At 28.6% G+C, this 21,400-nt stretch carries 27 protein-coding genes and 1 riboswitch; of the genes, 9 read left to right on the forward strand and 18 right to left on the reverse strand.

What is annotated here, in order from left to right; all coding sequences use genetic code 11:
- Window positions 1-16 precede the first annotated feature (16 nt).
- Genes ABXT55_RS03360 through ABXT55_RS03375 form a run of 4 tightly spaced genes read left to right on the forward strand, consistent with a single transcriptional unit; the run spans window position 17 to window position 4,124 of the window.
- Window positions 17-259, forward strand: a complete 243-nt coding sequence (locus ABXT55_RS03360; protein ID WP_415285341.1) for a GIY-YIG nuclease family protein — start codon at window positions 17-19, stop codon at window positions 257-259.
- The gene (locus tag ABXT55_RS03365) at window positions 249-2,366 is read left to right on the forward strand and encodes a glycosyltransferase (RefSeq protein WP_415285342.1); all 2,118 of its coding nucleotides are present in this window, start codon (window positions 249-251) and stop codon (window positions 2,364-2,366) included. The genes ABXT55_RS03360 and ABXT55_RS03365 overlap by 11 nt, the downstream gene beginning before the upstream one ends.
- Window positions 2,367-2,374: 8 nt before the next feature.
- Window positions 2,375-3,232 carry a glycosyltransferase family 2 protein gene (locus tag ABXT55_RS03370; RefSeq protein ID WP_415285343.1) on the forward strand — a complete coding sequence of 286 codons (858 nt, stop codon included), beginning with the start codon at window positions 2,375-2,377 and terminating at the stop codon, window positions 3,230-3,232.
- Window positions 3,222-4,124, forward strand: a complete 903-nt coding sequence (locus ABXT55_RS03375) for an alpha-1,2-fucosyltransferase (protein WP_415285344.1) — start codon at window positions 3,222-3,224, stop codon at window positions 4,122-4,124. The genes ABXT55_RS03370 and ABXT55_RS03375 overlap by 11 nt, the downstream gene beginning before the upstream one ends.
- Here ABXT55_RS03375 and ABXT55_RS03380 read toward each other — a convergent pair.
- Window positions 4,121-5,101 carry a site-specific integrase gene (locus ABXT55_RS03380; protein WP_415285449.1) on the reverse strand — a complete coding sequence of 327 codons (981 nt, stop codon included), beginning with the start codon at window positions 5,099-5,101 and terminating at the stop codon, window positions 4,121-4,123. The two genes, ABXT55_RS03375 and ABXT55_RS03380, sit on opposite strands and share 4 nt — an antisense overlap.
- A 356-nt stretch (window positions 5,102-5,457) precedes the next feature.
- Between ABXT55_RS03380 and ABXT55_RS03385 the strand changes: the two genes are divergently transcribed.
- Both ABXT55_RS03385 and ABXT55_RS03390 read left to right on the forward strand, forming a co-directional pair.
- On the forward strand, window positions 5,458-5,895 hold the full coding sequence (locus ABXT55_RS03385) for a GNAT family N-acetyltransferase (protein ID WP_415285345.1): 438 nt from the start codon (window positions 5,458-5,460) through the stop codon (window positions 5,893-5,895).
- On the forward strand, window positions 5,876-6,154 hold the full coding sequence (locus ABXT55_RS03390) for a methylated-DNA--[protein]-cysteine S-methyltransferase (RefSeq protein ID WP_415285346.1): 279 nt from the start codon (window positions 5,876-5,878) through the stop codon (window positions 6,152-6,154). The genes ABXT55_RS03385 and ABXT55_RS03390 overlap by 20 nt, the downstream gene beginning before the upstream one ends.
- A 533-nt stretch (window positions 6,155-6,687) precedes the next feature.
- Here the strand turns inward: ABXT55_RS03390 and ABXT55_RS03395 are convergent.
- From ABXT55_RS03395 to rplM, 7 genes are read right to left on the reverse strand one after another with little or no spacing between them, the layout of a single operon-like run.
- Entirely contained in the window at window positions 6,688-7,536 is an 849-nt protein-coding gene (locus tag ABXT55_RS03395) for a DMT family transporter (protein ID WP_415285347.1), read from the reverse strand.
- A 17-nt stretch (window positions 7,537-7,553) separates the two neighbouring features.
- Entirely contained in the window at window positions 7,554-8,456 is a 903-nt protein-coding gene (locus tag ABXT55_RS03400; protein ID WP_415285348.1) for an AEC family transporter, read from the reverse strand.
- Window positions 8,456-9,748 carry a homoserine dehydrogenase gene (locus tag ABXT55_RS03405; RefSeq protein ID WP_415285349.1) on the reverse strand — a complete coding sequence of 431 codons (1,293 nt, stop codon included), beginning with the start codon at window positions 9,746-9,748 and terminating at the stop codon, window positions 8,456-8,458. The genes ABXT55_RS03400 and ABXT55_RS03405 overlap by 1 nt, the downstream gene beginning before the upstream one ends.
- Window positions 9,749-9,961 (reverse strand): hypothetical protein, encoded by a 213-nt coding sequence (locus tag ABXT55_RS03410; protein WP_415285351.1) that lies wholly within the window; start codon window positions 9,959-9,961, stop codon window positions 9,749-9,751. It lies immediately after the preceding gene.
- Window positions 9,958-10,980, reverse strand: coding sequence for an N-acetyl-gamma-glutamyl-phosphate reductase (gene argC, locus ABXT55_RS03415; protein ID WP_415285352.1), 1,023 nt, complete (start codon window positions 10,978-10,980; stop codon window positions 9,958-9,960). The genes ABXT55_RS03410 and argC overlap by 4 nt, the downstream gene beginning before the upstream one ends.
- Window positions 10,981-11,013: 33 nt before the next feature.
- Window positions 11,014-11,463, reverse strand: coding sequence for a 30S ribosomal protein S9 (gene rpsI, locus ABXT55_RS03420; protein ID WP_415285353.1), 450 nt, complete (start codon window positions 11,461-11,463; stop codon window positions 11,014-11,016).
- Between the two features lies 1 nt (window position 11,464).
- Window positions 11,465-11,926, reverse strand: coding sequence for a 50S ribosomal protein L13 (rplM, locus tag ABXT55_RS03425; RefSeq protein ID WP_415285354.1), 462 nt, complete (start codon window positions 11,924-11,926; stop codon window positions 11,465-11,467).
- Window positions 11,927-12,065: 139 nt separating this feature from the next.
- Window positions 12,066-12,134, forward strand: a riboswitch (SAM riboswitch).
- Window positions 12,135-12,138: 4 nt separating this feature from the next.
- Here rplM and ABXT55_RS03430 point away from each other — a divergent pair.
- Window positions 12,139-13,467 carry an O-acetylhomoserine aminocarboxypropyltransferase/cysteine synthase family protein gene (locus ABXT55_RS03430; RefSeq protein ID WP_415285355.1) on the forward strand — a complete coding sequence of 443 codons (1,329 nt, stop codon included), beginning with the start codon at window positions 12,139-12,141 and terminating at the stop codon, window positions 13,465-13,467.
- On the opposite strand, the gene ABXT55_RS03435 is transcribed toward ABXT55_RS03430, so the two are convergent.
- Complete coding sequence (locus ABXT55_RS03435; RefSeq protein ID WP_415285356.1) at window positions 13,460-14,470, reverse strand: COX15/CtaA family protein; 1,011 nt, start codon at window positions 14,468-14,470, stop codon at window positions 13,460-13,462. The two genes, ABXT55_RS03430 and ABXT55_RS03435, sit on opposite strands and share 8 nt — an antisense overlap.
- 42 nt (window positions 14,471-14,512) lie before the next feature.
- Between ABXT55_RS03435 and ABXT55_RS03440 the strand changes: the two genes are divergently transcribed.
- On the forward strand, window positions 14,513-14,803 hold the full coding sequence (locus tag ABXT55_RS03440) for a chorismate mutase (RefSeq protein ID WP_415285357.1): 291 nt from the start codon (window positions 14,513-14,515) through the stop codon (window positions 14,801-14,803).
- A 2-nt stretch (window positions 14,804-14,805) separates the two neighbouring features.
- Here the strand turns inward: ABXT55_RS03440 and ABXT55_RS03445 are convergent, their stop codons facing one another.
- The 6 genes from ABXT55_RS03445 to ABXT55_RS03470 are packed head-to-tail and all read right to left on the reverse strand — an operon-like array spanning window position 14,806 to window position 17,344.
- Complete coding sequence (locus tag ABXT55_RS03445) at window positions 14,806-14,997, reverse strand: 50S ribosomal protein L33 (RefSeq protein ID WP_006996892.1); 192 nt, start codon at window positions 14,995-14,997, stop codon at window positions 14,806-14,808.
- 1 nt (window position 14,998) lies between these two features.
- On the reverse strand, window positions 14,999-15,376 hold the full coding sequence (locus tag ABXT55_RS03450) for a MerR family transcriptional regulator (protein WP_415285358.1): 378 nt from the start codon (window positions 15,374-15,376) through the stop codon (window positions 14,999-15,001).
- Complete coding sequence (locus ABXT55_RS03455; protein ID WP_415285359.1) at window positions 15,366-15,668, reverse strand: HU family DNA-binding protein; 303 nt, start codon at window positions 15,666-15,668, stop codon at window positions 15,366-15,368. The genes ABXT55_RS03450 and ABXT55_RS03455 overlap by 11 nt, the downstream gene beginning before the upstream one ends.
- Window positions 15,668-16,672 (reverse strand): phosphate acyltransferase PlsX, encoded by a 1,005-nt coding sequence (plsX, locus tag ABXT55_RS03460; RefSeq protein ID WP_415285360.1) that lies wholly within the window; start codon window positions 16,670-16,672, stop codon window positions 15,668-15,670. The genes ABXT55_RS03455 and plsX overlap by 1 nt, the downstream gene beginning before the upstream one ends.
- Window positions 16,673-16,686: 14 nt before the next feature.
- Window positions 16,687-16,869 (reverse strand): 50S ribosomal protein L32, encoded by a 183-nt coding sequence (gene rpmF / locus ABXT55_RS03465; protein ID WP_011282128.1) that lies wholly within the window; start codon window positions 16,867-16,869, stop codon window positions 16,687-16,689.
- A gap of 7 nt (window positions 16,870-16,876) precedes the next feature.
- Window positions 16,877-17,344: a ubiquinol-cytochrome C chaperone family protein gene (locus ABXT55_RS03470; RefSeq protein WP_415285361.1), complete on the reverse strand. Its 468-nt coding sequence runs from the start codon at window positions 17,342-17,344 to the stop codon at window positions 16,877-16,879.
- Between ABXT55_RS03470 and ABXT55_RS03475 the strand changes: the two genes are divergently transcribed.
- Window positions 17,343-17,807, forward strand: coding sequence for a hypothetical protein (locus ABXT55_RS03475; RefSeq protein WP_415285362.1), 465 nt, complete (start codon window positions 17,343-17,345; stop codon window positions 17,805-17,807). The genes ABXT55_RS03470 and ABXT55_RS03475 overlap by 2 nt on opposite strands.
- 39 nt (window positions 17,808-17,846) lie before the next feature.
- Here the strand turns inward: ABXT55_RS03475 and ABXT55_RS03480 are convergent, their stop codons facing one another.
- The 3 genes from ABXT55_RS03480 to ABXT55_RS03490 all read right to left on the reverse strand — a co-directional run bounded on the left by ABXT55_RS03480 (window position 17,847) and on the right by ABXT55_RS03490 (window position 21,399).
- A complete protein-coding gene (locus tag ABXT55_RS03480) occupies window positions 17,847-19,952 on the reverse strand; it encodes a sodium-translocating pyrophosphatase (RefSeq protein ID WP_415285363.1) in 2,106 nt (701 codons plus the stop codon).
- Window positions 19,953-20,042: 90 nt separating this feature from the next.
- Entirely contained in the window at window positions 20,043-21,002 is a 960-nt protein-coding gene (thiL, locus tag ABXT55_RS03485) for a thiamine-phosphate kinase (protein ID WP_415285364.1), read from the reverse strand.
- Window positions 20,995-21,399 (reverse strand): transcription antitermination factor NusB, encoded by a 405-nt coding sequence (locus tag ABXT55_RS03490; protein ID WP_415285365.1) that lies wholly within the window; start codon window positions 21,397-21,399, stop codon window positions 20,995-20,997. The genes thiL and ABXT55_RS03490 overlap by 8 nt, the downstream gene beginning before the upstream one ends.
- Window position 21,400: the final 1 nt, after the last annotated feature.

The raw sequence follows: 21,400 nt of genomic DNA on the forward strand, positions 1-21,400 counted from the left end.
GACGTTCTATGTTTATATGCTTAAAACTATAAGTTCTATTAAGGTTAAAACTTACGTTGGATATACCAATGATGTTAAATTAAGAGTTTTAAAACACAACTCAAATAAAGGCGCGAAAGCTACAAAGGGTTATAAGTGGATGGTTATTTATAAAAGAAGGTTTGATGATAAAAAAAAGGCAATGTCCTTTGAATATCGACTTAAAAAAAATAGAATTAAACGTTCAATTATATTAAAAGATTATCTAGATGATAAATGAAATTAAGATAGCAACTATATTACCCTATAAAGAAAATTATACTTTTTCTAAAGCTGCAGCAGCATCACTTTGGGTCAGTGAATTTTATAAATTTTCTAGATTTAAAAAAACAAACTATATTTTTGGATATACCGATACAAAAGATTATCTTTCAAAAAATTATATAAATATAAAAGTTAATAATTTAAGATCTAAATTATCTAGTTCAACAATCAATTATTGTAATAATTTTATAAATAAATCTGAGAAATTTAGTTTTGATATTATTGAAATACATAACAGGCCATTAGTATTTGCCTATCTAAGTAAAAAAATTACATGTAAATATGTTTTATATTTTCATAACGATCCACTATCAATGAAGGGATCAAAAACAATTAATGAACGACAAACTTTAATAAATACAGTTGATAAAATTATTTTTGTTAGTAACTGGGTCCAAAAAAGGTTTTTTAATGATTTAGATCAAAAGCTTATTAATAAAACTGAAGTTATTTATCCTAGCATTCATCCCGAAAAAAAATTATTTAAAAAAGAAAATCGAATTGTTTTTGTTGGAAAATTAAATGAATCAAAAGGTTATGATATTTATAGAGATGCAATTACTAAAATTTTAAATGAGTTTTCTGATTGGGAGGCCTACTCAATAGGTGACGAAAGTCGTAACAAACCAATAATTAATCACAAAAAACATAAAGAATTAGGTTATCTAAACCACAAAGAAGTTTTAGATTTTTTGAAATATTCAGAAATTGCAGTAGTTCCATCAAGATGGGAGGAGCCGTTTGGGAGAACTGCGTTAGAATCTTCCTCAAGGGGTTGTGCAACTATTATTTCAAATAGAGGGGGATTACCAGAGACTACTGATTATGGTGTAATTCTCAAAAAGCTAAATTATAATGAACTTTACAGTTCAATAAAATATTTAATAAAAAACCCAAAAAAAAGAAAGATATTACAAATAAATGGATTTAAAAATGTAAAACATATAACTAAAATTAATTCTCACGAAATTGATAATATAAGAGAAAGAATAATTTCAGAATTTAAAATTAATTATATTAAAAATAAACTTAGAATTTTAAATATTTACAACTTAGGCCAGAAACTAAACCACAGACTATATAATATCTCTTTAGGGAAAAAATTCACAAATGGTTTTATACGTAATGAGCACGATGTTTTGGAGATAAGTGATAGAGATTTCATGAAACAAAATAGAGTTTTTGGACTTAGAAAAGTTCAGGATAAATTTCAAGAATATTTGATTGAAACGTTTAAGAATTATAATCCAAATTTTTTATTTTTTGGACATACAAACAATATTAATTTGGAAACATTGGATACATTAAAGATTATTAATAAAAATTTGATTATATCTCAGTGGAATGAGGATCCCATTATGCCTAGTTTAAAAGATTCAAAATTAAACATTGATAAAATTTTAAAATACAAGAATTATACAGATCATACCTTTATTACAACAGATCCAAGTGTCTTTAACAAACATGATAAAAGCTTAAAAAATATTCATTTTTGCTTTATTCCAGTTGATAAAAATATTGAATCTTATGAGGTATATAAATTAAATCCACGTAATGATTTATTTTATGCGATGAGCCATGGGGTTAATAGAGCTACACTTAAAAAAGGTAAAAGTGATAATAGAATTCATTTTTTGAACAATTTAATTGAATTAATGAATAATGTTAACTTCGATTTTTATGGATTTGAGAATAAAGAACCAGTTTGGGGGAACGAGTTTTATAAAGCTTTAGTTAATTCTAAAATGGGTCTTAATCTTAGTAGGGGGCTTCCGACAAAATATTACTCCAGCAATAGAATTGCTTCAATTACTGGAAATGGTCTATTAACATTTATTGATAAGAAGACTCAATTAAATAAATTTTTTTCAAATCAAGAAATGATTTTTTACGACAATATTCATGATCTTGCAGATAAAATAAATTTTTATAAGAAGAATGACATGATAAGAAAAAAAATAGCTTATAATGGTAAAAAAAAATATTTTAAGCTATTTAACGAAACAAAAATTACTAAATATATTATTGATTGCTCATTAGGGAAGAAAACTTCTTTGGTCTGATATTTATAATGAATGTAACTATAGTTATTCCGACATTTAATAATATTGATTATTTAAAACTTTGCTTAAAATCTATTAAAATTAATTCAAATTACAAACATGAAGTAGTTGTTCATGTTAATGAAGGATCAGATGGTTCATTGAATTTTGTAAAAAATAATCATATCAATTACTCACATTCACCAAGTAATATTGGTCTATGCTCTGCTGTAAACAAAGCAGCCACACTTTCAACTACGGATTATATTTTATATGCACATGACGACATGTACTTTTGTAAGGACTGGGATTTATATTTAGAAAAAATTGTAAAAATGCAGAAAAATAATTTATTTTATCTATCTGGCAAAACTATTAGTGACAATGACATAAATAATGAATTTAAATGTGGTTTAACACCCAACTTATTTAATAAAGATTTGTTTGAGAAATTTTGCAGTTTAAACAAATCTGAAAACACACAAGGATCACATTGGGCTCCACACTTAATTCATAAAGATGTTTGGAAAAGTGTTGGAGGTTTTAGTGAGGAATTTAACCCTGGTGACGGATCTGATCCAGATTTATGTATTAAACTTTGGCATAAAGGAGTTAGAGTTTTTATGTGTATTGGAAATTTTAAAGTTTATCATTTTGAATCTGTTACAATAAGAAAAAGCTCAATTACTAAAAATAATGGCACTAAAAAATTTTTACTTAAATGGGGTTTTAATCCAAGATTTTTTCGAAAATACTATTTAGATGGTGATCATAGAACCACCTATGAAGGCCCATTATCCAATCCTTCTTTTAGTTTTTCTATGTGTAATGATTTGTTAATTAATAAAATAAAACTATATTATTATAAATTTTTTAATGCCAAGTGAAAAAAAAATAATAGTAAGAATTGCTGAGGGTTTGGGTAATCAACTTTTTATGTATGCTAATGGCCTGGCTTTATCTAAAAAAAATCAAGCCTCTCTTTATATAGATAATGAATCGGGTTTTTTTAAAAAAAAAAATAAATTACGCTCACGTAAATATAATCTAGATATTTTTTCTACTAACATAAATATTTGTAATTCAATGGATAAATTTAATAGTTATCCTAAAGATATTATTCGAAAAATTTTAAAAAAATTAGATTCTTTTAAATCTAACAAACTTTTTTTAATTGACAAAACTATAAATGGAAAATCTTCTTATAAAGCTCATAATCACCCCTTTAATGACAGGCTTTATGTTGAGGGTCATTTTGAAACAGAAAATTACTTTAATTTTTTGAAGAGTCATTTACAATCAACATTACTAATAGATGAGGCTTTAATTGATAAAAAAAATAAATTTATCAAATTATTAAAATCGTGTAACTCTGTCTCTATACATATACGCAGACACCGTTTTTCTGAAGAAAATGATATGAATAAAAAAAAATCTGATGAATTTACAAAAAAAATTATTGAGTATATATTTCGCAGTGTCGATTATTTTAAAAATAAAATTGATAATCCAAAATTTTTTATATGGTCGAATGATTTTAAAGATTTAAATGAATATTTTGATAATGAAGATTTTACCTTTATCAAAGATAATGATATTGCTAACGATTTTTACTTATTGAGTCTTAGCAAACATTTTATTGTGGGTGCATCTACATTTCATTGGTGGGGTGCTTGGTTAAATAGTAATCCTGACAAGATTTGTACAAGACCCAAAGATGAAATTTTGAATCCTTCTAATAATAGAGATTTTTGGCCTATCTATTGGGAAAAAATTTAAAATTTTATTTTATTTAAAGCATTATTCTTAAATAAGTTTGCTTCTTTGATATATCTTCTAACCATTTCTGTTGATTTATGACCTGTCATTGCCATTATGTTTCTTTCTTCTGCTCCAGCCTCTGCGGCTGATGTTGCAAATCCTGATCTTAGGCTATGCCCAGAATAATGCCTGCTGTCTATTCCTGCTAATTGCAAGTAATGTTTAATAAGTAGAGCTACTGTTTGGTCGGTTAATCTCTTTTCTGATAGCTTAGAACCCTTTAAAAACCTTCTAAATAAAGATCCCGAATTAATTTCCGATACACTTATCCATTTTTTTAGAGATAGTACTGGGCAATACTTAGGGTTATCGAAGTAGGGTAGTGCTTTAACTGAACCTTCTCCAAATTGGTCAGTTTTAGATCTTCTAATATCAATTTTTACACCTTCTGGAACAAAACCTAGATCATCATAGTCTAAAGAAACTATCTCATTTCTTCTAAACCCACCTGAAAAACCAATTAGGATTATAGATCTATCTCTAAATTTCTTAATTTCTTCTTTATTTTGTTCATCTATAACATTAATTACTTTTTTTAAACTACTGATTAACATAGGTTTTTTACTTTTTTGAATGCTCCCTTTTCTACGTTTAATTCCCATTATGTTTTCAATAATCGAAGGATGTTTTGTGTCTAGATAATGTCCTTTTAACTTATGAATAACACCAATTGATACTAACCTACGTTTTAAAGTGCTCATTTTAGCTTCATTAGTTGATAAATGAGTTAAATATAACGAAACAATTTTTGGTTCCGTTGGGATTGATCTAAATCCATTTTTTGAACAGAATAAACAAAAGTCACTAAAATCTGATTGATAAGCTCTTATAGTGTTTGGTGCTTTGGAATATTCAAGATTTAATATTGTTTCTTTTTCTAACTCTTTAATTTCATTACTTACCTCAGATTTAAGCTTAGGCTTTATCTGAATCATTGAATAAGGTTTATTTAGTGTCATATTTAATTATTATTATTGATAACCATTAATTATCGTTAGTAATATAATAGATGATTTAGTTTGTCAAATCATTTAAATTAAATAAATGGGTGCAATATTTTCATTAATAACTTGGACAGTTGGTGGATTTATAATTTTTGGAATATGCGCATTTATGCGTGAGGCTTTAGAACCAACTATTTTGCATGGCTACTAGCCGTAATATTATTTTTTGTTTTATTAATATTGCTAACGGGAATTGTTCCATATCCAGGAGATTTAGAGTCTGGAGCGCCAAGATTATTTGGAGATTCTCAGTAAAATCAAATATTTACAGTAATATATTAAAGTAAATGATTAGAAAATTAGAGCAAAAAGATAAAAATAATTGGGTTAAATTATACAATGATTATGCCAAATTCTACAAAGTCCCAATGAATACAGGGATTTTAGACACTCTTTGGGAGTGGATTCATGATGAAGGTCATGATGTTAATGGTCTTTGCTTTGAATTAGAGGGTAAAATCGTTGCTATTGCTCATTATAGAACAATGCCAAGGCCAATTAAGGGTCAATATATTGGGTTTTTAGATGATTTGTTCGTAGAGCCAGAATTTAGAGGTCAAAAAATAGCCCAAAAACTCATTACTCATCTAGAATCCTTATCTAAAGCCAATAATTGGAATGGAATTCGTTGGATTACCCACTCTTCCAATGAAAATGCAAAGAAACTATACGATAAAATAGCCAATAACACTAGATTTGAACTCTATGAACTTAAAGGGAACTAAGTTTCAGCTAAAAGTCTGGAATTACTTGAGAAAAATACCAAAAGGCAAAGTTAAGACTTATACAGATGTTGCAAAAGCCATTGGAAAACCTAAGGCATTCAGGGCTGTGGCTAATGCCATAGGTAAAAACCCCTATCCTCCTAAAATACCCTGTCATCGGGTGATCAGATCAGATGGGAGCCTCGGTGGATACTCTGGAAAAGGTGGAATTCGACAAAAACGCCATTTATTGAGATCTGAAAAGGTCTTCATAAAATAGTATATTTAGCCTATTAAACCTTCTAAAAACATTGGTAATAAATACTTTTAATTGATATTACTATAAATCAACATAAATTAGATAATGCATCCTTCAAGTTGTACTGCAAACGACCTATCAAGCAAAATAAGGTACTCTATGGAGCGTTAAAAGGTATATTCTCAGACTGCATTGCTATACTAGTCAATAATATCAACACTTTTTGACAGTCGTTGAAAAGCACAATTTTAAAGGGTTTTTTGACCCCCACCCTATATCAAAAAAAAATTATAAATATTTCATATTTCTATAAAATCTAGAAACGTTGGTATTCAATACTTTTTTATACTTCTCTTAATTTATCAGTAAAGGAACTTTAAATTATTTTATTCAGTTAAAATTTAAGCTGATTTAATTTTATTATCTTGAATATCTTTAATTATCTTTAAAATTATACTAATATTTTATATCAAATAAAAACAAATAATTACATGCACTTAACTATATAAATTGATGTATAGTATTAAGTAATAGTAAATATATGTTACCTAATATTAATGACTCTTAATTGTTGCTTCTCTCCTAGATATATAAATTCCACTAATGACAATTATAGCTAAACCGAGAAAAGTCCAATTGTCAGGGAAGTTACCGAAGAAGTAATAACCAATAATTACATTTGGAATGATCTCTGTATAGCCTAAAGGAGCTAATTTTGATGCATCAGCATATTTTAAAGACAATATAAGGAATAAATGACCAATGCAGGCAAAGACCCCTATTCCAGCCATCATAGACCACTGAGAAAGGTCAGGATTAACCCATATAAAAGGCATAATACCAGTAACAGCAACTAATCCAACCAACCCAGTGAGTAAAAGGGTTAGTAGTGGGTTATCAGAAGTGCTTAATTTACGTGTAATGATTAAATAAAAGCCATACATCACTCCAGTTCCTAAAGCAGCTAAACTTGCAAGGTTGATTTCAAGAAAACCAGGTCTAATAACAACTAAAGAGCCTACAAAACCAATTATAACTGCTGTCCATCTTCTAACACCCACCTTCTCACTCAATAACATAGGAGAAAATGCAGTCACTATTAATGGTGCAACAAAAGCTAGTGTTAATGCTTTAGCTAATGGAATTATTGATATTGCATAAAAGAAGCAAATGTTTGCACAAAGTAAAATTAAACCCCTGAGTATCTGCAATTTTGGTTTGTCAGACCATACTAATTGCTTGTTAAAGAAAAAAAACATTATTGGAAGTGTAAAGGCTACTGTAAAAAAATATCTAGCCCATGTAATTTGAAGAACTGGTAAATCTGCACTTAGATATTTAGCAAATCCATCCATAACAGGAAGCATCATCCAACCCGATAAACTAAAAATAATGGCTTTCATAAGCCAATTGATACAGTTTAATTAAAGTACTTTAAAGCAAAGAATACAACTATGGGAATAGTAAAAAAAGACATTAAGGTAGAAACAACAATAGTGCTAGCCACACTATCAACAATTTTTTTAGGCGAATAAATTGATGCTATAAGATAGTTTAAAACTGCACTTGGCATTGAGCACTGAATTAGCAAAACACCTGCAGCAAATCCTGAAAGATTAAAGTACATAATAATTAAAATACCAACAATTGGGCCAAGTATTACTCTCCCGATTGACGAAATTAATGCAATTCTAAAAGAAAAAATTTTAAAACGAGTCAAGGCTATCCCTAAAGACATTAAAATTAAGAAAATAGTAGCGTACATTAAAAGAGAGGTTGTATTTTCAATAAATGTTGGAAGCTCTATTTTAAAATAAAGTAAGATAACAGCAATTATTATTGCATAAAATGGGGGATTCTTTAAAATAACAGTTATATCAAATTTTCTATCTGCAAGAAAAACTCCTAAGGTAAAGTGACAAAGAACAATTAATGCCCCAATCGCAGCTGCAACACCCAAGCCCTCGAATCCATATGCAAAAAGACAGATAGGCATACCTATATTACCAGTATTAGGCATTATAAATGGTGGTAGTTCACGTATTATATCTTTTGTATTTAAAAAAAATAAAAAAACAGCTCCTATTAAAGTAAAAATAATAATTGCTAGTAGAAAATACCAGAAATAACTTTTAAATATATCAAAAGAGATTCCAGTTGACGTCAGAGAATAAAGTATCATTGCTGGTGTTCCAATATTAGCAGCAAAATTAGTTATAAAAGTTGTATCAATTTTGGGATTATTTTTACCTAAATAATAACCTATACCAACAATAAAAAAAACAGGAAATAAAACTTCAAGCAGTTTTAGATATATATCCATTAATTATAGATTCTAATAAACGTAGGATATTTAAGAATATTTTTATTTTTTTTGAAGATAGAAAGACAATTCATAAAATTAAGTTCATTAGTTTTATGTGTAATAATAACAATAGTTGCTTTATTATTTTTCTTTTCAGGTGTTTGAATTAATCTTTTTACTGAAATTCTATACTTAGCCAGTCTATTAGTGATTGTAGATAAAACACCTGGCTTATCTTTAACTTCAAATCTTAAATAAAAAGAATTTGAATAATTATCAACATTGTAACATTTAATAACTTTACGTTTATTATTTGAAATGCCAAAGGGTTTTTTTATATTACCTCTTAAAATTGAAAATAAATCTGACAATAAAGATGATGATGTGGGACCGGGCCCAGCACCTTCTCCTTGTAATATTGTTTCACCAACTGGTTTTCCATCAAGAATAACAGCATTCATAACTCCACCAACATTACCAATATACGAATTTTTTTTAACCAAACATGGATGTACAGTTTCAAAAAGTTGATTATTAATAAGTTCAGAAATACCTAATAACTTGATACGTAAATTTAATTGATTAGCAATTTCTATGTCTTTTAATTCAATTTTTTCAATACCTTCCATTAAACATTTATGTTTTGAAATTTTAGTATTAAATGCAAGAGAAGATAAAATTCTTACTTTAGCAAATGCATCAAAGCCGTTTAAATCTAACTTAGGGTTTCCTGGCTCAGCATAACCTAATTTTTGTGCTTTTTTTAATACGTTAGTAAAACTATCGCTTAAATTCTCCATTTCAGACAGAATGTAATTTGAGGTACCATTTAATATTCCATAAACTTTAGAAATTTTATTTGTTGCAAGTCCTTCTTTGATGGTACGCAATATTGGAATTCCACCCGCTACAGATGCTTCAAACTCTAAATTAACTTTATTATCCTCAGCAAGTTTAGCTAGATAATCACCATGTTTAGAAATAAGCGCTTTATTCGGTGTAACAACATGTATCTTATTTTTTAATGCAGTTTCTACAACTTTTTTTGATATACCATCTGATAAACCAATAGCTTCAAATAAAATATCTACTTTGATTTTATCAAAAATTTCTAATGGGTTTTTAAAAAATATTTTCTTATTAACTTTAAATCTTCTCTTTTTAGAAATACTTCTTGCTGAAAGAGCCACTACATTAATCTTTTTACCTGTCTTAATCTCAATTTCTTTTTTTTTGATATTTAGTTCATTTAACAAATAAATACCAACCTGACCTAAACCAACTACAGCAATGTTTACATTAATTTTCATTTAATTATTTATATCAGGGTAATCTGAATTTTTTGAATATTCTTTAAGAAATGATTCAAATTCATCGAATGACATTTCTTTAAAATCTGCATCCTGTACATCCACACTAGAAGTCTTAGTTTCTTTAATAGTTTCATTATTCAAATTAATTGAATTTCTATCTAAATTGCAGGATGATAAAATAAATAAAAAAATTAGAATTAAGTATTTCATTTCAGTCCTTTTGTTTCTTTAAAATCAAATCTAATATTCATATTCTGTATGGCTTGACCTGCCCCACCTTTAATCAAATTATCAATTGATGACAAAATTATAGCTTTATTTTTATACTTAGTTTCACAAATTGATATATGACAATTATTTGTATTAATTACGTCATTTGTGCTTATTAAAGAATTAATCTTTAAAACTTTAATGAAGCTTTTTTTAATGTAATGATCATTTAACGTTTTTCTTAATTTTTTAATATTAGCACCCTTCTTAAGATCAACATAAATTGTACTTAGTATGCCCCTGAACATTGGTGTTAAGTGTGGAGTGAATGTAAAAGTTAATTTTTTTTTAGTGTAATTATTTAATTCTTGTTCGATTTCAGAATTATGTCTATGAAATCCAACACCATAAGCACTTAAAGACTCATAAAGATTTTTATTTTTGTATTTTTTGTGAACACTTCTACCCGCCCCTGAGTATCCTGATTTAGAGTCTAAAATTATATTATCTACTTTTATTAGATTATTTTTAATCAATGGAATTAGTGGGAGAAGTACTGATGTTGGGTAGCAACCAGGGCAACCAATAATATTAAACTTTTTAATTTTGTTGCCTGTAATTTCAGGTAATGAATAAATTGATTTTCTAATATTCGATATAGATTTATGTTTTTGCTTGTACCATTTCAAATATGAGGAAGCGTTGTTAAGTCTAAAATCTGCAGCTAAATCAATGAGTACATTATGTTTTAATAAATCATTAGAAATAGTTTGTGCTTCGCCGTTGGGTAATGCTGTAAAAATCAAATCTACATTTTTTAAAAACGATTTATTATATTTTACTATCTTAGGTAGTTTTTTTAAGTTTAAAGATTTTTCAAAAGTGACAATATTTTTTCCAACTGAAGAATTGCCACAAAGATATTTAATATAAACATTCTTGTGTTTAATTAGTAATTTTATTAATTGAATACCGATATAACCAGTAGATCCAGCAACTAATACATTAAGCTTGGGCATTGTTTATTATAACTAATTTGAAATAAAAAAGAATTATCTTTTTGAGAATTGGAAGCTTCTTCTTGCTTTTCTACGACCAGGTTTTTTTCTCTCAACTGATCTAGAATCTCTAGTATTTAGCTTTTCAGTCTTAAGTACCGCTCTATTCTCAGAATCAAATAAGATTAGTGCTTTAGCTATGCCATGAACCATTGCACCAGCTTGACCTGTGTGACCACCACCTGCAACACTACATCTTACATCATAATCTGTTGCTTGGTTTATAATTTCAAATGGCCTTGTAATTTGCATTTTGTGACTTCCACTAGTGAAATATTCATCCATAGTTCTGCCATTTACATAAATTTTACCAGTACCTTTTTTCACCCAAATTTTTGCAATAGATTTTTTTCTTCTACCCGTTGCATATTTACTATCTTTAAAATCTAATTTGATTTTAGGTTTTTTTGAAGATACTTTTGCTGGTGTGGCTACTGTTTCCATATTAATTTCTTATTAAATTTTTACTATTTAATTTACCTAGGTCTAAAAATTTAGGGTTTTGTGCTGCATGAGGGTGCTCTTCACCAGCATAAATTTTAACTTTTGTTAATTGTTTTCTACCTAAAACTCCACCAGGTAACATTCTTTTAATAGCTAATTTTAGTGTCTCACCAGGTTTGTTTTTTTCTAATAATTTTTCAGGAGTAATTTCTTTAATTCCACCAGGGTGCCCAGTGTGTCTGTAGTATTTTTTATCTTTGAATTTTTTTCCTGTAAATTTTGCTTGCTCAACATTTTTAACTACAACAAAATCGCCATCATCCATGTGAGGTGTATAAGTAGTTTTATTTTTTCCTCTAACAATCATAGCAATAATTGATGCTAATCTTCCAACTACAGCATTTTTAGCGTCTATCTCGAACCAGTTACTGCTTAATTCACTACTTTTTAGAAATTTTGTCATTGTGCGAGGATTAATACTATTATTAGATATAATGTCAATTTTATATTTCTCTTGTAATATCATACTTAAATGATAGTTTGATTATGCCGATTTGTTCCTATTGCAGGCTAGTTAATGCTAAAAAGGATTTTTCACACACATTATCGGTAGGCACATTTGAACTGTATTGTACGCCTTGCATTAAGCAAAAGTACTAAAAAAGGAGTATTAAGATGAGCACAAAAAGACAAAACCCTGAGACTATAGCCATACATGGTGGTGATTACAGAAGCGATCCAACAACAAAAGCAGTAGCTGTTCCAATTTACAGAACAACATCGTATCAGTTCGATAGCACCGAACATGCTGCAAATTTGTTTGCCCTTAAAGAGTTTGGAAATATTTATACAAGAATAATGAATCCGACAAATGATGCTCTTGAAAAAAGAGTTGCTTCACTAGAGGGAGGTTTAGCCTGTTTAACAGTAGCATCTGGACAAACAGCATCATCTTTTGCAATTTTAAACGTTGCACAAGCTGGAGATAATATAGTTAGCTCAACAGATTTATACGGAGGCACTATATCGTTATTTACACACACTTTAAGTAAGCTTGGCATTGAAGTTAGATATGCAGACCCTTCTGATCCAAAAAACTTTGAAAAAGCTGTTGATGATAAAACTAGAGCTTTTTATGGTGAGACTTTACCAAATCCTTATTTGAGAGTTTTTCCAATTAAAGAAGTTTCTGATATTGGTAAAAAATACAACATACCATTAATAATGGACAACACAGCTGCACCTGTAATTTGCAAACCTTTAGAACATGGTGCTGCTATAGTAGTTTATTCACTAACTAAATATATAGGTGGTCACGGTACAGTTGTAGGTGGAGCTTTGGTTGATGGTGGTAATTTTGATTGGACAGCTGATCCAAAAAGACAACCTCTATTTAATGAGCCTGACGCAAGTTATGGTGGTGCAGTTTGGGGAAAAGTGGTTCCAGAATTAACTGGGGCTAATGTTTCTTTTGCAGTAAGAGCTCGGGTTACATTGCTAAGAGATCTTGGTTCTGCCCTATCACCTGACAACGCATTTGGAATTATTCAAGGCCTTGAAACAGTTGCCCTTAGAATGAAACAGCACTGCTCAAATGCATCAAAGGTTGTTGACTATTTAAAGAAAAACAAAGAAGTGGCTAGAGTAATTTATCCAACAGAACACGAAGGTAAAATTGCAGATCGTGCTAAAAAATATCTTAATAACGGGAATGGTGGTTTAGTTGGTATTGAACTCAAAGGAGGTATTGAAGCAGGTAAAAGGTTTATAGAGTCTTTAAAGATGTTTTATCATGTTGCAAATATCGGCGATGCAAGAAGTTTAGCAATTCATCCTGCAACAACAACTCATAGTCAGTTAACAGAAAAAGAATTGTTAGCTTCGGGTGTTACTCCTGGATACGTAAGATTATGCATTGGTATAGAACATATAGATGACATTATTGAAGATTTAGACCAAGCATTAAATAAATCTTCAAAGGGAAATTTGAAAGCAGTTAGTTAGAGTTTTTGTATAATATCAAAAGATAAGAACTCAAAACCAATATTGAGCCTAGCTGGTGTAGTGACGCGTATTTAAGCTCTACACCAGAAATTAAAGTTACAATCCCTAAAAAAATTTGAATTAAGATAGCAAAATCAAAAAATAACATATATTTAAAATTATATTTTTTTTTAAAATAGATAAAATTCAAAACAATTATAAAAAATAAAAGTAAATAAGCAATCAATCTATGCAAAAATTGAACAATAGATGGATTACTTAATAATTGAATATTAATTAAATCTTTATAGACAACATCATTTGGGAAAAAGCTACCGTTCATATCGGGCCATGAATTATATATAAGTCCACCATCTAAGCCTGATAAAAAAGCACCCAATACAATCTGTAAAACTATTAACTTAAGAATGAATAATAAAAGTAAATTTGAAATTTTTATGTGAAATTTTTTTATTTTATAAATATCTAAAATATACCAAAAAATTAAACATAAGATAAATAAAGCTAAAGACAAATGAATACTAAGTCTAAAGTGACTAACGTCGTTATTTTCAATTAATCCACTAGATACCATATACCAACCAATAAATCCTTGAAGGCACACAAGGAAAAATATCCAATAATATTTATTCGAATAAATTTGGGTATTTTTAAAATATAAACTAAAGAAAAGCAAAGGTACTAAAGTAAATAGACCAACAAATCTTGCTAACAATCTATGAGCATACTCCCAATAGAAAATTACTTTAAACTCATCTAAAGACATACCGTAATTAATATTTAGATATTCGGGTATTTTTTTATACTCTGAAAAATAAAAGTTCCATTCAGTAATATTGAGTGGTGGCAGAATTCCAGTAAAGAGTTCCCAAGCAGTGATGGATAGACCTGAGTCTGTTAATCTAGTAAGGCCACCAACTGCCACCATAAGAACAATTAATGAAAATAAAGTTATTAACCATAATTTTAAATATTTTATATAGTTGTCGCTATTTACAAACATAAATTATACTTATAATAATTATCTTAATAACCAATTGAATAAATGTCGCCTACTAATAAAAAAAAACTAAATCAAATTAGAATAAAGCTTGATAGGCTTGATAATGATTTGCTTAAATTAATCAAAAAAAGATCATCGCTAGTTAATGAGGTGTTAAAAATAAAAATCTATAAGAAAGAAATAATTGATCAAAAAAGGATCAATTATATTCTTAAAAAGATTAAAAAAAGATCAACACAAATGAATATAGACCCAAAAATTACTAATAGAATATGGAAGAATATGATTTGGTCTTTTATTGATTACGAAAAAAGAAACTTTAGTAAAAAATAATACTATTTGCTATGTGGAGGTAATTTTTTTTCCACAAACATTTCATGTTTTCTTGTAGAGGGATTATATTTCTTTGCAGATAATTTAACTTTAGCTTTTTCACCACCAGCTGGTTTTTTAACATAATAGAAAAATGGACTATCAGGTTTAGCCTCTGGTACTAGTCTAACTTTAACGTGTGTTTTTTTTGCCATACTATTTTAAACTTTTAATTTTTTTTATTAAATCTGAAATCTTTTTAAGTTTATTTCTTAAACTATAATCAGCATTTATAGAATTATTTGCTAATTCGTCAAGTTTTAATGATTTATCAGAATTAAGAACTTTTTTAACACCAATAATTGTCATTCCTTGAACTTTGAGTAGATATTTAACTTTTTTTAAAACCTCAATTGTATCATTATTATAATACCTTCTATTGCCGTTTAAAATTTTTGGCTTAATTTGCTTAAATTCTTTCTCCCAAAAACGAATGGTATGAGTATTTAAGGTTCCTTTTTTCTTATTTATAAGGTCAAGAATTTTAGCAACCTCACTTATTGATTTATAAGCGTCATTATTTTTATGAATCATTCTTAGAATTTACCAAATCTTTAAATTCCCTAGAAGCTTTAAATAGAACGACATCTCTATTAGATATGGTTGTTTGTTCTTTAGTTTTGGGATTTCGACCAATTCTGCTTTTTTTGGACCTTATAGAAAAAGTACCAAATTTTGAGAGTTTTAATTTTTTTTCTTTTTTTAAATTTTCGACTATTGTAATTAGAAAATCTTCTATCAAATTTTCAGATATACTTTTTGAAAAACCAATTTGCATATAAATTGAATTTATAAGGTCTTTTTTTGTTAAGTTAGTTTTTTGCATTAACTTATGTTGTTTCTTATCTTTTCTATTAAATTTCCACTAACAATTTTAGTGCAGACACTCAAAGAATTTGAAAAGCCTACATAATCTGTTCCGCCATGACTCTTAATAACAGGAGAATCCAAACCTATAAAAATTGCACCATTATAAAGTCTTGGATCCAATCTTGCTTTAAATTTTTTTAAATTTGAAATATTTAGTAAAGATGAAATTTTACCAATAATATTTCCTGTCATGGCTTTCTTTAACTCACTTGTAATAAAGTTTGCAGTACCCTCCGCTGTTTTTAAAGCAACATTTCCAGTAAATCCATCTGCAACAATAACATTTACATCACCATTCATTAACTCATTGCCTTCGATATACCCTTTAAATTCAAAGCCAGCATTATTTTTTAGGTTTAGCTGTTGGTAAGTTTCTTTAATAATTTCATTACCTTTAAGTTCCTCAGACCCTATATTTAATAAAGCAACTCTTGCTGTATCATCTGGGTATAAAGATTTAAATAATGAAGATCCCATTATAGAGAAATCAATTAAATTTTTTGGACTACATTCAATATTTGCTCCCAAATCTAGGACAACACTCATGTTTTTTTTATTTGGCCATAAAGCAGAAAGAGCTGGTTTATCAATATTTTCAATCATTTTAAGGTTAAGTTTGGAAATAACAAGTAACGCCCCTGTGTTACCAGCAGAAATAACTATATCAGATTTTTTTTCTTTAACACTTTGAATAGCTAACCACATGCTAGTATTTTTTCCTCTTTTGGCTCCCTCTAAAGGACTATCCGTACCTTTAACAACATCTTTAGTATCAATTATTTCAAATGAAGATGTGGGTAACTGGTCATTGATACAATTATGGATTTTTTCCTTATCACCAAAAATTTGATAAAAAGTATTAGCGTTACTCTTATAGTGATGATTAATTCCATCTATAATCTTTTTTGGTGAATTATCTCCACCCATTGCATCAACTGCAATTTTTATTAATTTGTTCATTTAATTTAGGACTTTTATTCCTTAGGGTCTAAAACTTGTCTACCTCTGTACATGCCAGTCTTTAGATCTAAGTGATGAGGTAATCTATATTCTCCAGATTTCTTATCCTCAACAATATTGGTAGATTTGAACTTCATATTCTGAGCTCTTCTCATTCCAGTTCTTGACGGTGATTGTTTTCGTTTAGGTACAGCCATAATAAAATTAATGTTTTACTACACCTTTTATATGAGAATTTAAAGTATTATTTAATAAAAATAACTTATATTTATCAAAATATACAACTAAATAATCAATATTCACTGCATTATCTAAAAAATTTAATAAGAGCTTTTTTTTTGATTTATTGTCTAAAGTATCCCAATTATGAATTTTATCTATCATAGCATAGAATAAATTAAGGTAATCTTTCATCTTTTTATTAATGGATTGATCACCATACCCTATCTCTCTAACACTTAATTCAACTTGTCTAAAAATATAGTCATAAATTTCTTGTAAAAGCTTCTCATTACTATCATTTTTATAAACTTTTAAAAAAAATGCAAAATGTAAGAGAAAAAATATTAATCTATCAGAAAAAGTGTCTTGATTTTTAAAATCTTTGTATAGATCTTTATTTCTAGTTAATTTAACAAAATTGTTATAAATATTAATAAACTTTAAGTTCATGAAAAATTTTTTAAGTGTTTTTTTTATTCTCTTATTTATCTCTAATTGTACACTAAATAAAGTGATTAAGCACCATGGGGTGCACTTTTTAGAGGTTAAACAAAAAAAAATAGTAGTAAATAAAACTAATAAAAATGACCTATACAAAGAATTGGGTCCACCCTCGACGGTTGGTACATTCGATAACGATATGTTGATTTACCTAGAAAGAAAAACTAGCACATCAAAAATTAGAAAACTTGGAAAAAAAGAATTATTAACCAACGATGTCCTTATTTTAGAGGTAGATAGAAGAGGCATTGTTGTATCAAAAAAATTCTTGAACAAAGATGATATTAATAAAATGAAGTTTATAAATAATACGACGGATATTAACTACGATAAAGCATCATTTTTATACGGTTTCATGACTACCTTAAGACAAAAAATCAATGATCCATTGGGTAAAAAAAGAGGCAACTAGTTAAAAACTAATTGCCTCTAAAAATTTTTAAAATTATTATTAACCAGCAATTACAGCAAGAAGTAAAAGTGCTACAATATTAGTAATTTTAATCATTGGGTTGACAGCAGGACCAGCAGTATCTTTGTATGGGTCTCCAACAGTGTCTCCAGTTACTGCAGCTTTATGTGCTTCAGAACCTTTTCCACCATAATTTCCATCTTCAATATACTTTTTTGCATTATCCCAAGCACCACCACCAGCAGTCATTGAAACAGCAACAAATAGTCCTGTAACGATTACACCTAGCAGCATAGCACCAACGGAAGCTAAAGCTTCTGCTTGTCCACCTATCGAAAGTATAACAAAATATAAAACTATCGGAGATAATACTGGTAATAACGAAGGTATAATCATTTCTTTGATTGCAGCTTGAGTTAACAAATCAACAAGTTTAGCATAATCAGGTTTTTGTGTTCCCTTCATAATTCCTGGAAATTTTTTAAATTGTCTTCTAACTTCCACAACAACAGCACCACCTGCTCTTCCAACAGCCTGCATCCCCATCGATCCAAATAAGTATGGAAGCATTCCACCTATCAATAAACCAACAACAACATAAGGATTAGTTAGATCGAAAGTAACTTCAATATTATATAGTTTTGAACCTTCTATCTTAGCAAAGTGTTTAATATCTTCTACGTAGGCAGCAAATAAAACTAGTGCTCCTAGACCAGCAGAACCAATAGCATAACCCTTGGTTACAGCTTTTGTAGTGTTACCTACCGCGTCTAATGCATCTGTAGTTTTTCTAACACTGTTTGGTAATTTAGCCATTTCAGCAATACCACCAGCATTATCAGTCACTGGTCCATATGCGTCAAGCGCAACAACCATTCCAGCTAGTGCTAGCATTGTAGTTACAGAAATAGCAATTCCATAAAGACCAGCAATTGAATTTGTTGCTAATATACCTGCAACAATAATTAAAGCTGGTACAGCAGTAGCTTCCATTGATACAGCTAAACCTTGAATAACATTTGTTCCATGTCCTGTTGTAGAGGACTTTGCAATACTTCTCACTGGTCTGTATTCTGTTCCAGTATAGTATTCAGTAATCCAAATCAATAATCCAGTAATCACTAAACCAATTATTCCACAGTAATATAAACTCATACCAGTAAAACTTTTACCATTCACAGCATACTCACTTGCAAAACCAATCACATAATCAGTTACTGGGTATAAAATCACTAATGAAGAAACAGCAGAGACTACAAATCCTTTATATAAAGCATTCATAACATTCTTACTTTTTCCAAGTTTAACAAAGTAAGTTCCTAGAATTGATGTTAAAATACAAGCTCCACCAATTGTTAAGGGATAGATCATCATATTAATATCACCTACAAAAAATATTGAAGATAAAACCATTGTTGCAACAATTGTTACAGCATAAGTTTCAAACAAATCAGCAGCCATACCAGCACAATCACCGACGTTATCTCCAACGTTATCAGCAATTACAGCTGGGTTTCTAGGATCATCCTCAGGTATACCTGCTTCAACCTTACCAACTAGATCAGCACCAACATCAGCACCTTTTGTAAAAATTCCACCACCTAATCTTGCAAAAATTGATATTAGTGAAGCACCAAAACCTAATGCAACTAATGCATTAACAACTTCTCTGTCATCAATTCCCGCTTTTAATAAAATATAATAATAAACTGCTATAGCTAATAAAGCTAAACCAGCAACAAGCATGCCGGTTACAGCACCAGATTTAAATGCAACAGCAAGCCCACTAGCTAAACCTTTTCTTGAAGCTTCAGCTGTTCTAACGTTAGCTTGAACAGAAACTAACATTCCAACATATCCAGCAATACCAGATAGTGTTGCACCAATAAAATAACCAAGACCAACTAATGGACTAAACACCCAACAAACAATAACTAAAACAACAACTCCAACCACGGCAATTGTTTTATATTGTCTTGTTAAGTACGCCTTAGCACCAATTTGGATTGCAGATGCAATTTCTTGCATTTTTGCATTTCCAGCACTTGAGTTAAGAATATTCCTACCAGTAAAGAAACCATAAACGATTGCAAGTGATCCTGCTGCTATAGTATATAATAAAATTGTTTCTATCAGTGAGTTCATGATGCCTTTTTAGTTGTTTGGTTGTTAAAAATTTTATTGTTTAAAGTCCGGACAATACAAAAAAAGCAATAAAAGGCAATATTTAACTTGCTAAAACTTATGAAAATAACCTTTGTTTTTAAGGGTAATTTTTACATTATTACCATCAACAATAGATGATTTTTGAATATGGCTTAGTATTGAGCCAATTTTTGTAAGCTTAACTCTACAATTAGAAGCTATTTTCTTTATGATTCCCATCTTGTTTTTTGAGGCCGTAAATAAAATCTGATAATCATCACCATTAGAAATGTAATTAATTTTGGATAGTTTTTTAAGATCAAGTATCTTTTTAAGGTTATTTGAAATTGGAATATCTTTTAAAAAAAGTTTATAAGATAATTTTTGGTTATTAATCATCTTATCAAGATCTGCCAATAGTCCGTCAGAGATATCAATTGAGGTATTTGCGAATTTCTTGATTTGATCAATTAATCTTAATTGAATATTTGGCATAAAATATTGATTAGTAAAATATTTTTTTAATCTTGGGTTAAGCTTAATCTTATTTTTTAAAACTAATAGACCCAAATAACTATCACCTAGATTGCCAGATACATATATATCATCATTAACTTTAGCTTTGTTTCTATAAACAATATCATCAGCAAAACCTATTGAAGTAATTGTAAAACTTAACTTGTTTGAAAAAACTGTATCTCCACCACTTAAAAATATTTGATATTTATTTTGTTCTTGATTAAGTGATTTACTAATTTTTGATAAATTTAATTTAGAAAAACTTTTTTTATTACCTGATCCTGAAATAAAATAATATTTTGGCTTAACACCTTTGCAAATAAGGTCTGAAATTGATGATCTAATTATTTTTTTAATAACTAGTTCAGGTTTTTTAAAGTCTATGAAATGATTACCTTCCACATACGTATCGACCGACACTGCTAATCTATCTTTTTTATCAAAAAAAACATCATCATTTAAATTTAGGGCACTAGGAGATTTTATGGAAAGTTTTTGAAAGTAATTTTTTATTAATTCAAATTCATGCATTAGTAGTTCTTATTTTTTTAGCTATTTTATCTAATATTGCATTTAAATATTTAGTTTGACCATCTTCTAAAAAGAAGTTTGATGCATCAAGATATTCTTTAATAATTATTTTAGTAGAAATTTTAGGTTTATATAAAAACTCGAATATAGCTGATTTAACAATTATTTGAAAAACTTTATCTAAATTAGATAGTTGAATATCTTCACTTAAATATTTTTTAACCTCTTCTTTAATCACTTCGTCTCTTTCTATTGTACCTAAAACCACATCCTTAATAAACTTTTTAAATCTATGTTTAGGAAAAGTTAAATCTGTGTCATCATTAAAAAAATTTCCATATAATTTTTGGATAATTATAACTCTTGGACTTTGATTTGGATTGTATGGAGTTCTCATA

This window comes from Candidatus Pelagibacter sp. Uisw_130, assembly GCF_047722505.1.
Taxonomy (GTDB): Bacteria; Pseudomonadota; Alphaproteobacteria; order Pelagibacterales; family Pelagibacteraceae; genus Pelagibacter.

Coding starts and splice junctions, on each gene's coding strand:
- thiL (WP_415285364.1), bottom strand. CDS start 21,002: ATGCATGAATTTGAATTAATAAAAAATTACTTTCAAAAACTTTCCATA.
- ABXT55_RS03470 (WP_415285361.1), bottom strand. CDS start 17,344: ATGAACTTAAAGTTTATTAATATTTATAACAATTTTGTTAAATTAACT.
- ABXT55_RS03430 (WP_415285355.1), top strand. CDS start 12,139: ATGAGCACAAAAAGACAAAACCCTGAGACTATAGCCATACATGGTGGT.
- plsX (WP_415285360.1), bottom strand. CDS start 16,672: ATGAACAAATTAATAAAAATTGCAGTTGATGCAATGGGTGGAGATAAT.
- ABXT55_RS03490 (WP_415285365.1), bottom strand. CDS start 21,399: ATGAGAACTCCATACAATCCAAATCAAAGTCCAAGAGTTATAATTATC.
- ABXT55_RS03365 (WP_415285342.1), top strand. CDS start 249: ATGATAAATGAAATTAAGATAGCAACTATATTACCCTATAAAGAAAAT.
- ABXT55_RS03440 (WP_415285357.1), top strand. CDS start 14,513: ATGTCGCCTACTAATAAAAAAAAACTAAATCAAATTAGAATAAAGCTT.
- ABXT55_RS03360 (WP_415285341.1), top strand. CDS start 17: ATGCTTAAAACTATAAGTTCTATTAAGGTTAAAACTTACGTTGGATAT.
- ABXT55_RS03395 (WP_415285347.1), bottom strand. CDS start 7,536: ATGAAAGCCATTATTTTTAGTTTATCGGGTTGGATGATGCTTCCTGTT.
- ABXT55_RS03405 (WP_415285349.1), bottom strand. CDS start 9,748: ATGAAAATTAATGTAAACATTGCTGTAGTTGGTTTAGGTCAGGTTGGT.
- ABXT55_RS03435 (WP_415285356.1), bottom strand. CDS start 14,470: ATGTTTGTAAATAGCGACAACTATATAAAATATTTAAAATTATGGTTA.
- ABXT55_RS03385 (WP_415285345.1), top strand. CDS start 5,458: ATGATTAGAAAATTAGAGCAAAAAGATAAAAATAATTGGGTTAAATTA.
- rplM (WP_415285354.1), bottom strand. CDS start 11,926: ATGACAAAATTTCTAAAAAGTAGTGAATTAAGCAGTAACTGGTTCGAG.
- ABXT55_RS03400 (WP_415285348.1), bottom strand. CDS start 8,456: ATGGATATATATCTAAAACTGCTTGAAGTTTTATTTCCTGTTTTTTTT.
- ABXT55_RS03480 (WP_415285363.1), bottom strand. CDS start 19,952: ATGAACTCACTGATAGAAACAATTTTATTATATACTATAGCAGCAGGA.
- ABXT55_RS03375 (WP_415285344.1), top strand. CDS start 3,222: ATGCCAAGTGAAAAAAAAATAATAGTAAGAATTGCTGAGGGTTTGGGT.
- ABXT55_RS03455 (WP_415285359.1), bottom strand. CDS start 15,668: ATGCAAAAAACTAACTTAACAAAAAAAGACCTTATAAATTCAATTTAT.
- ABXT55_RS03450 (WP_415285358.1), bottom strand. CDS start 15,376: ATGATTCATAAAAATAATGACGCTTATAAATCAATAAGTGAGGTTGCT.
- ABXT55_RS03370 (WP_415285343.1), top strand. CDS start 2,375: ATGAATGTAACTATAGTTATTCCGACATTTAATAATATTGATTATTTA.
- rpsI (WP_415285353.1), bottom strand. CDS start 11,463: ATGGAAACAGTAGCCACACCAGCAAAAGTATCTTCAAAAAAACCTAAA.
- argC (WP_415285352.1), bottom strand. CDS start 10,980: ATGCCCAAGCTTAATGTATTAGTTGCTGGATCTACTGGTTATATCGGT.
- ABXT55_RS03410 (WP_415285351.1), bottom strand. CDS start 9,961: ATGAAATACTTAATTCTAATTTTTTTATTTATTTTATCATCCTGCAAT.
- ABXT55_RS03380 (WP_415285449.1), bottom strand. CDS start 5,101: ATGATTCAGATAAAGCCTAAGCTTAAATCTGAGGTAAGTAATGAAATT.
- ABXT55_RS03390 (WP_415285346.1), top strand. CDS start 5,876: ATGAACTTAAAGGGAACTAAGTTTCAGCTAAAAGTCTGGAATTACTTG.
- ABXT55_RS03475 (WP_415285362.1), top strand. CDS start 17,343: ATGAAAAATTTTTTAAGTGTTTTTTTTATTCTCTTATTTATCTCTAAT.
- ABXT55_RS03445 (WP_006996892.1), bottom strand. CDS start 14,997: ATGGCAAAAAAAACACACGTTAAAGTTAGACTAGTACCAGAGGCTAAA.
- rpmF (WP_011282128.1), bottom strand. CDS start 16,869: ATGGCTGTACCTAAACGAAAACAATCACCGTCAAGAACTGGAATGAGA.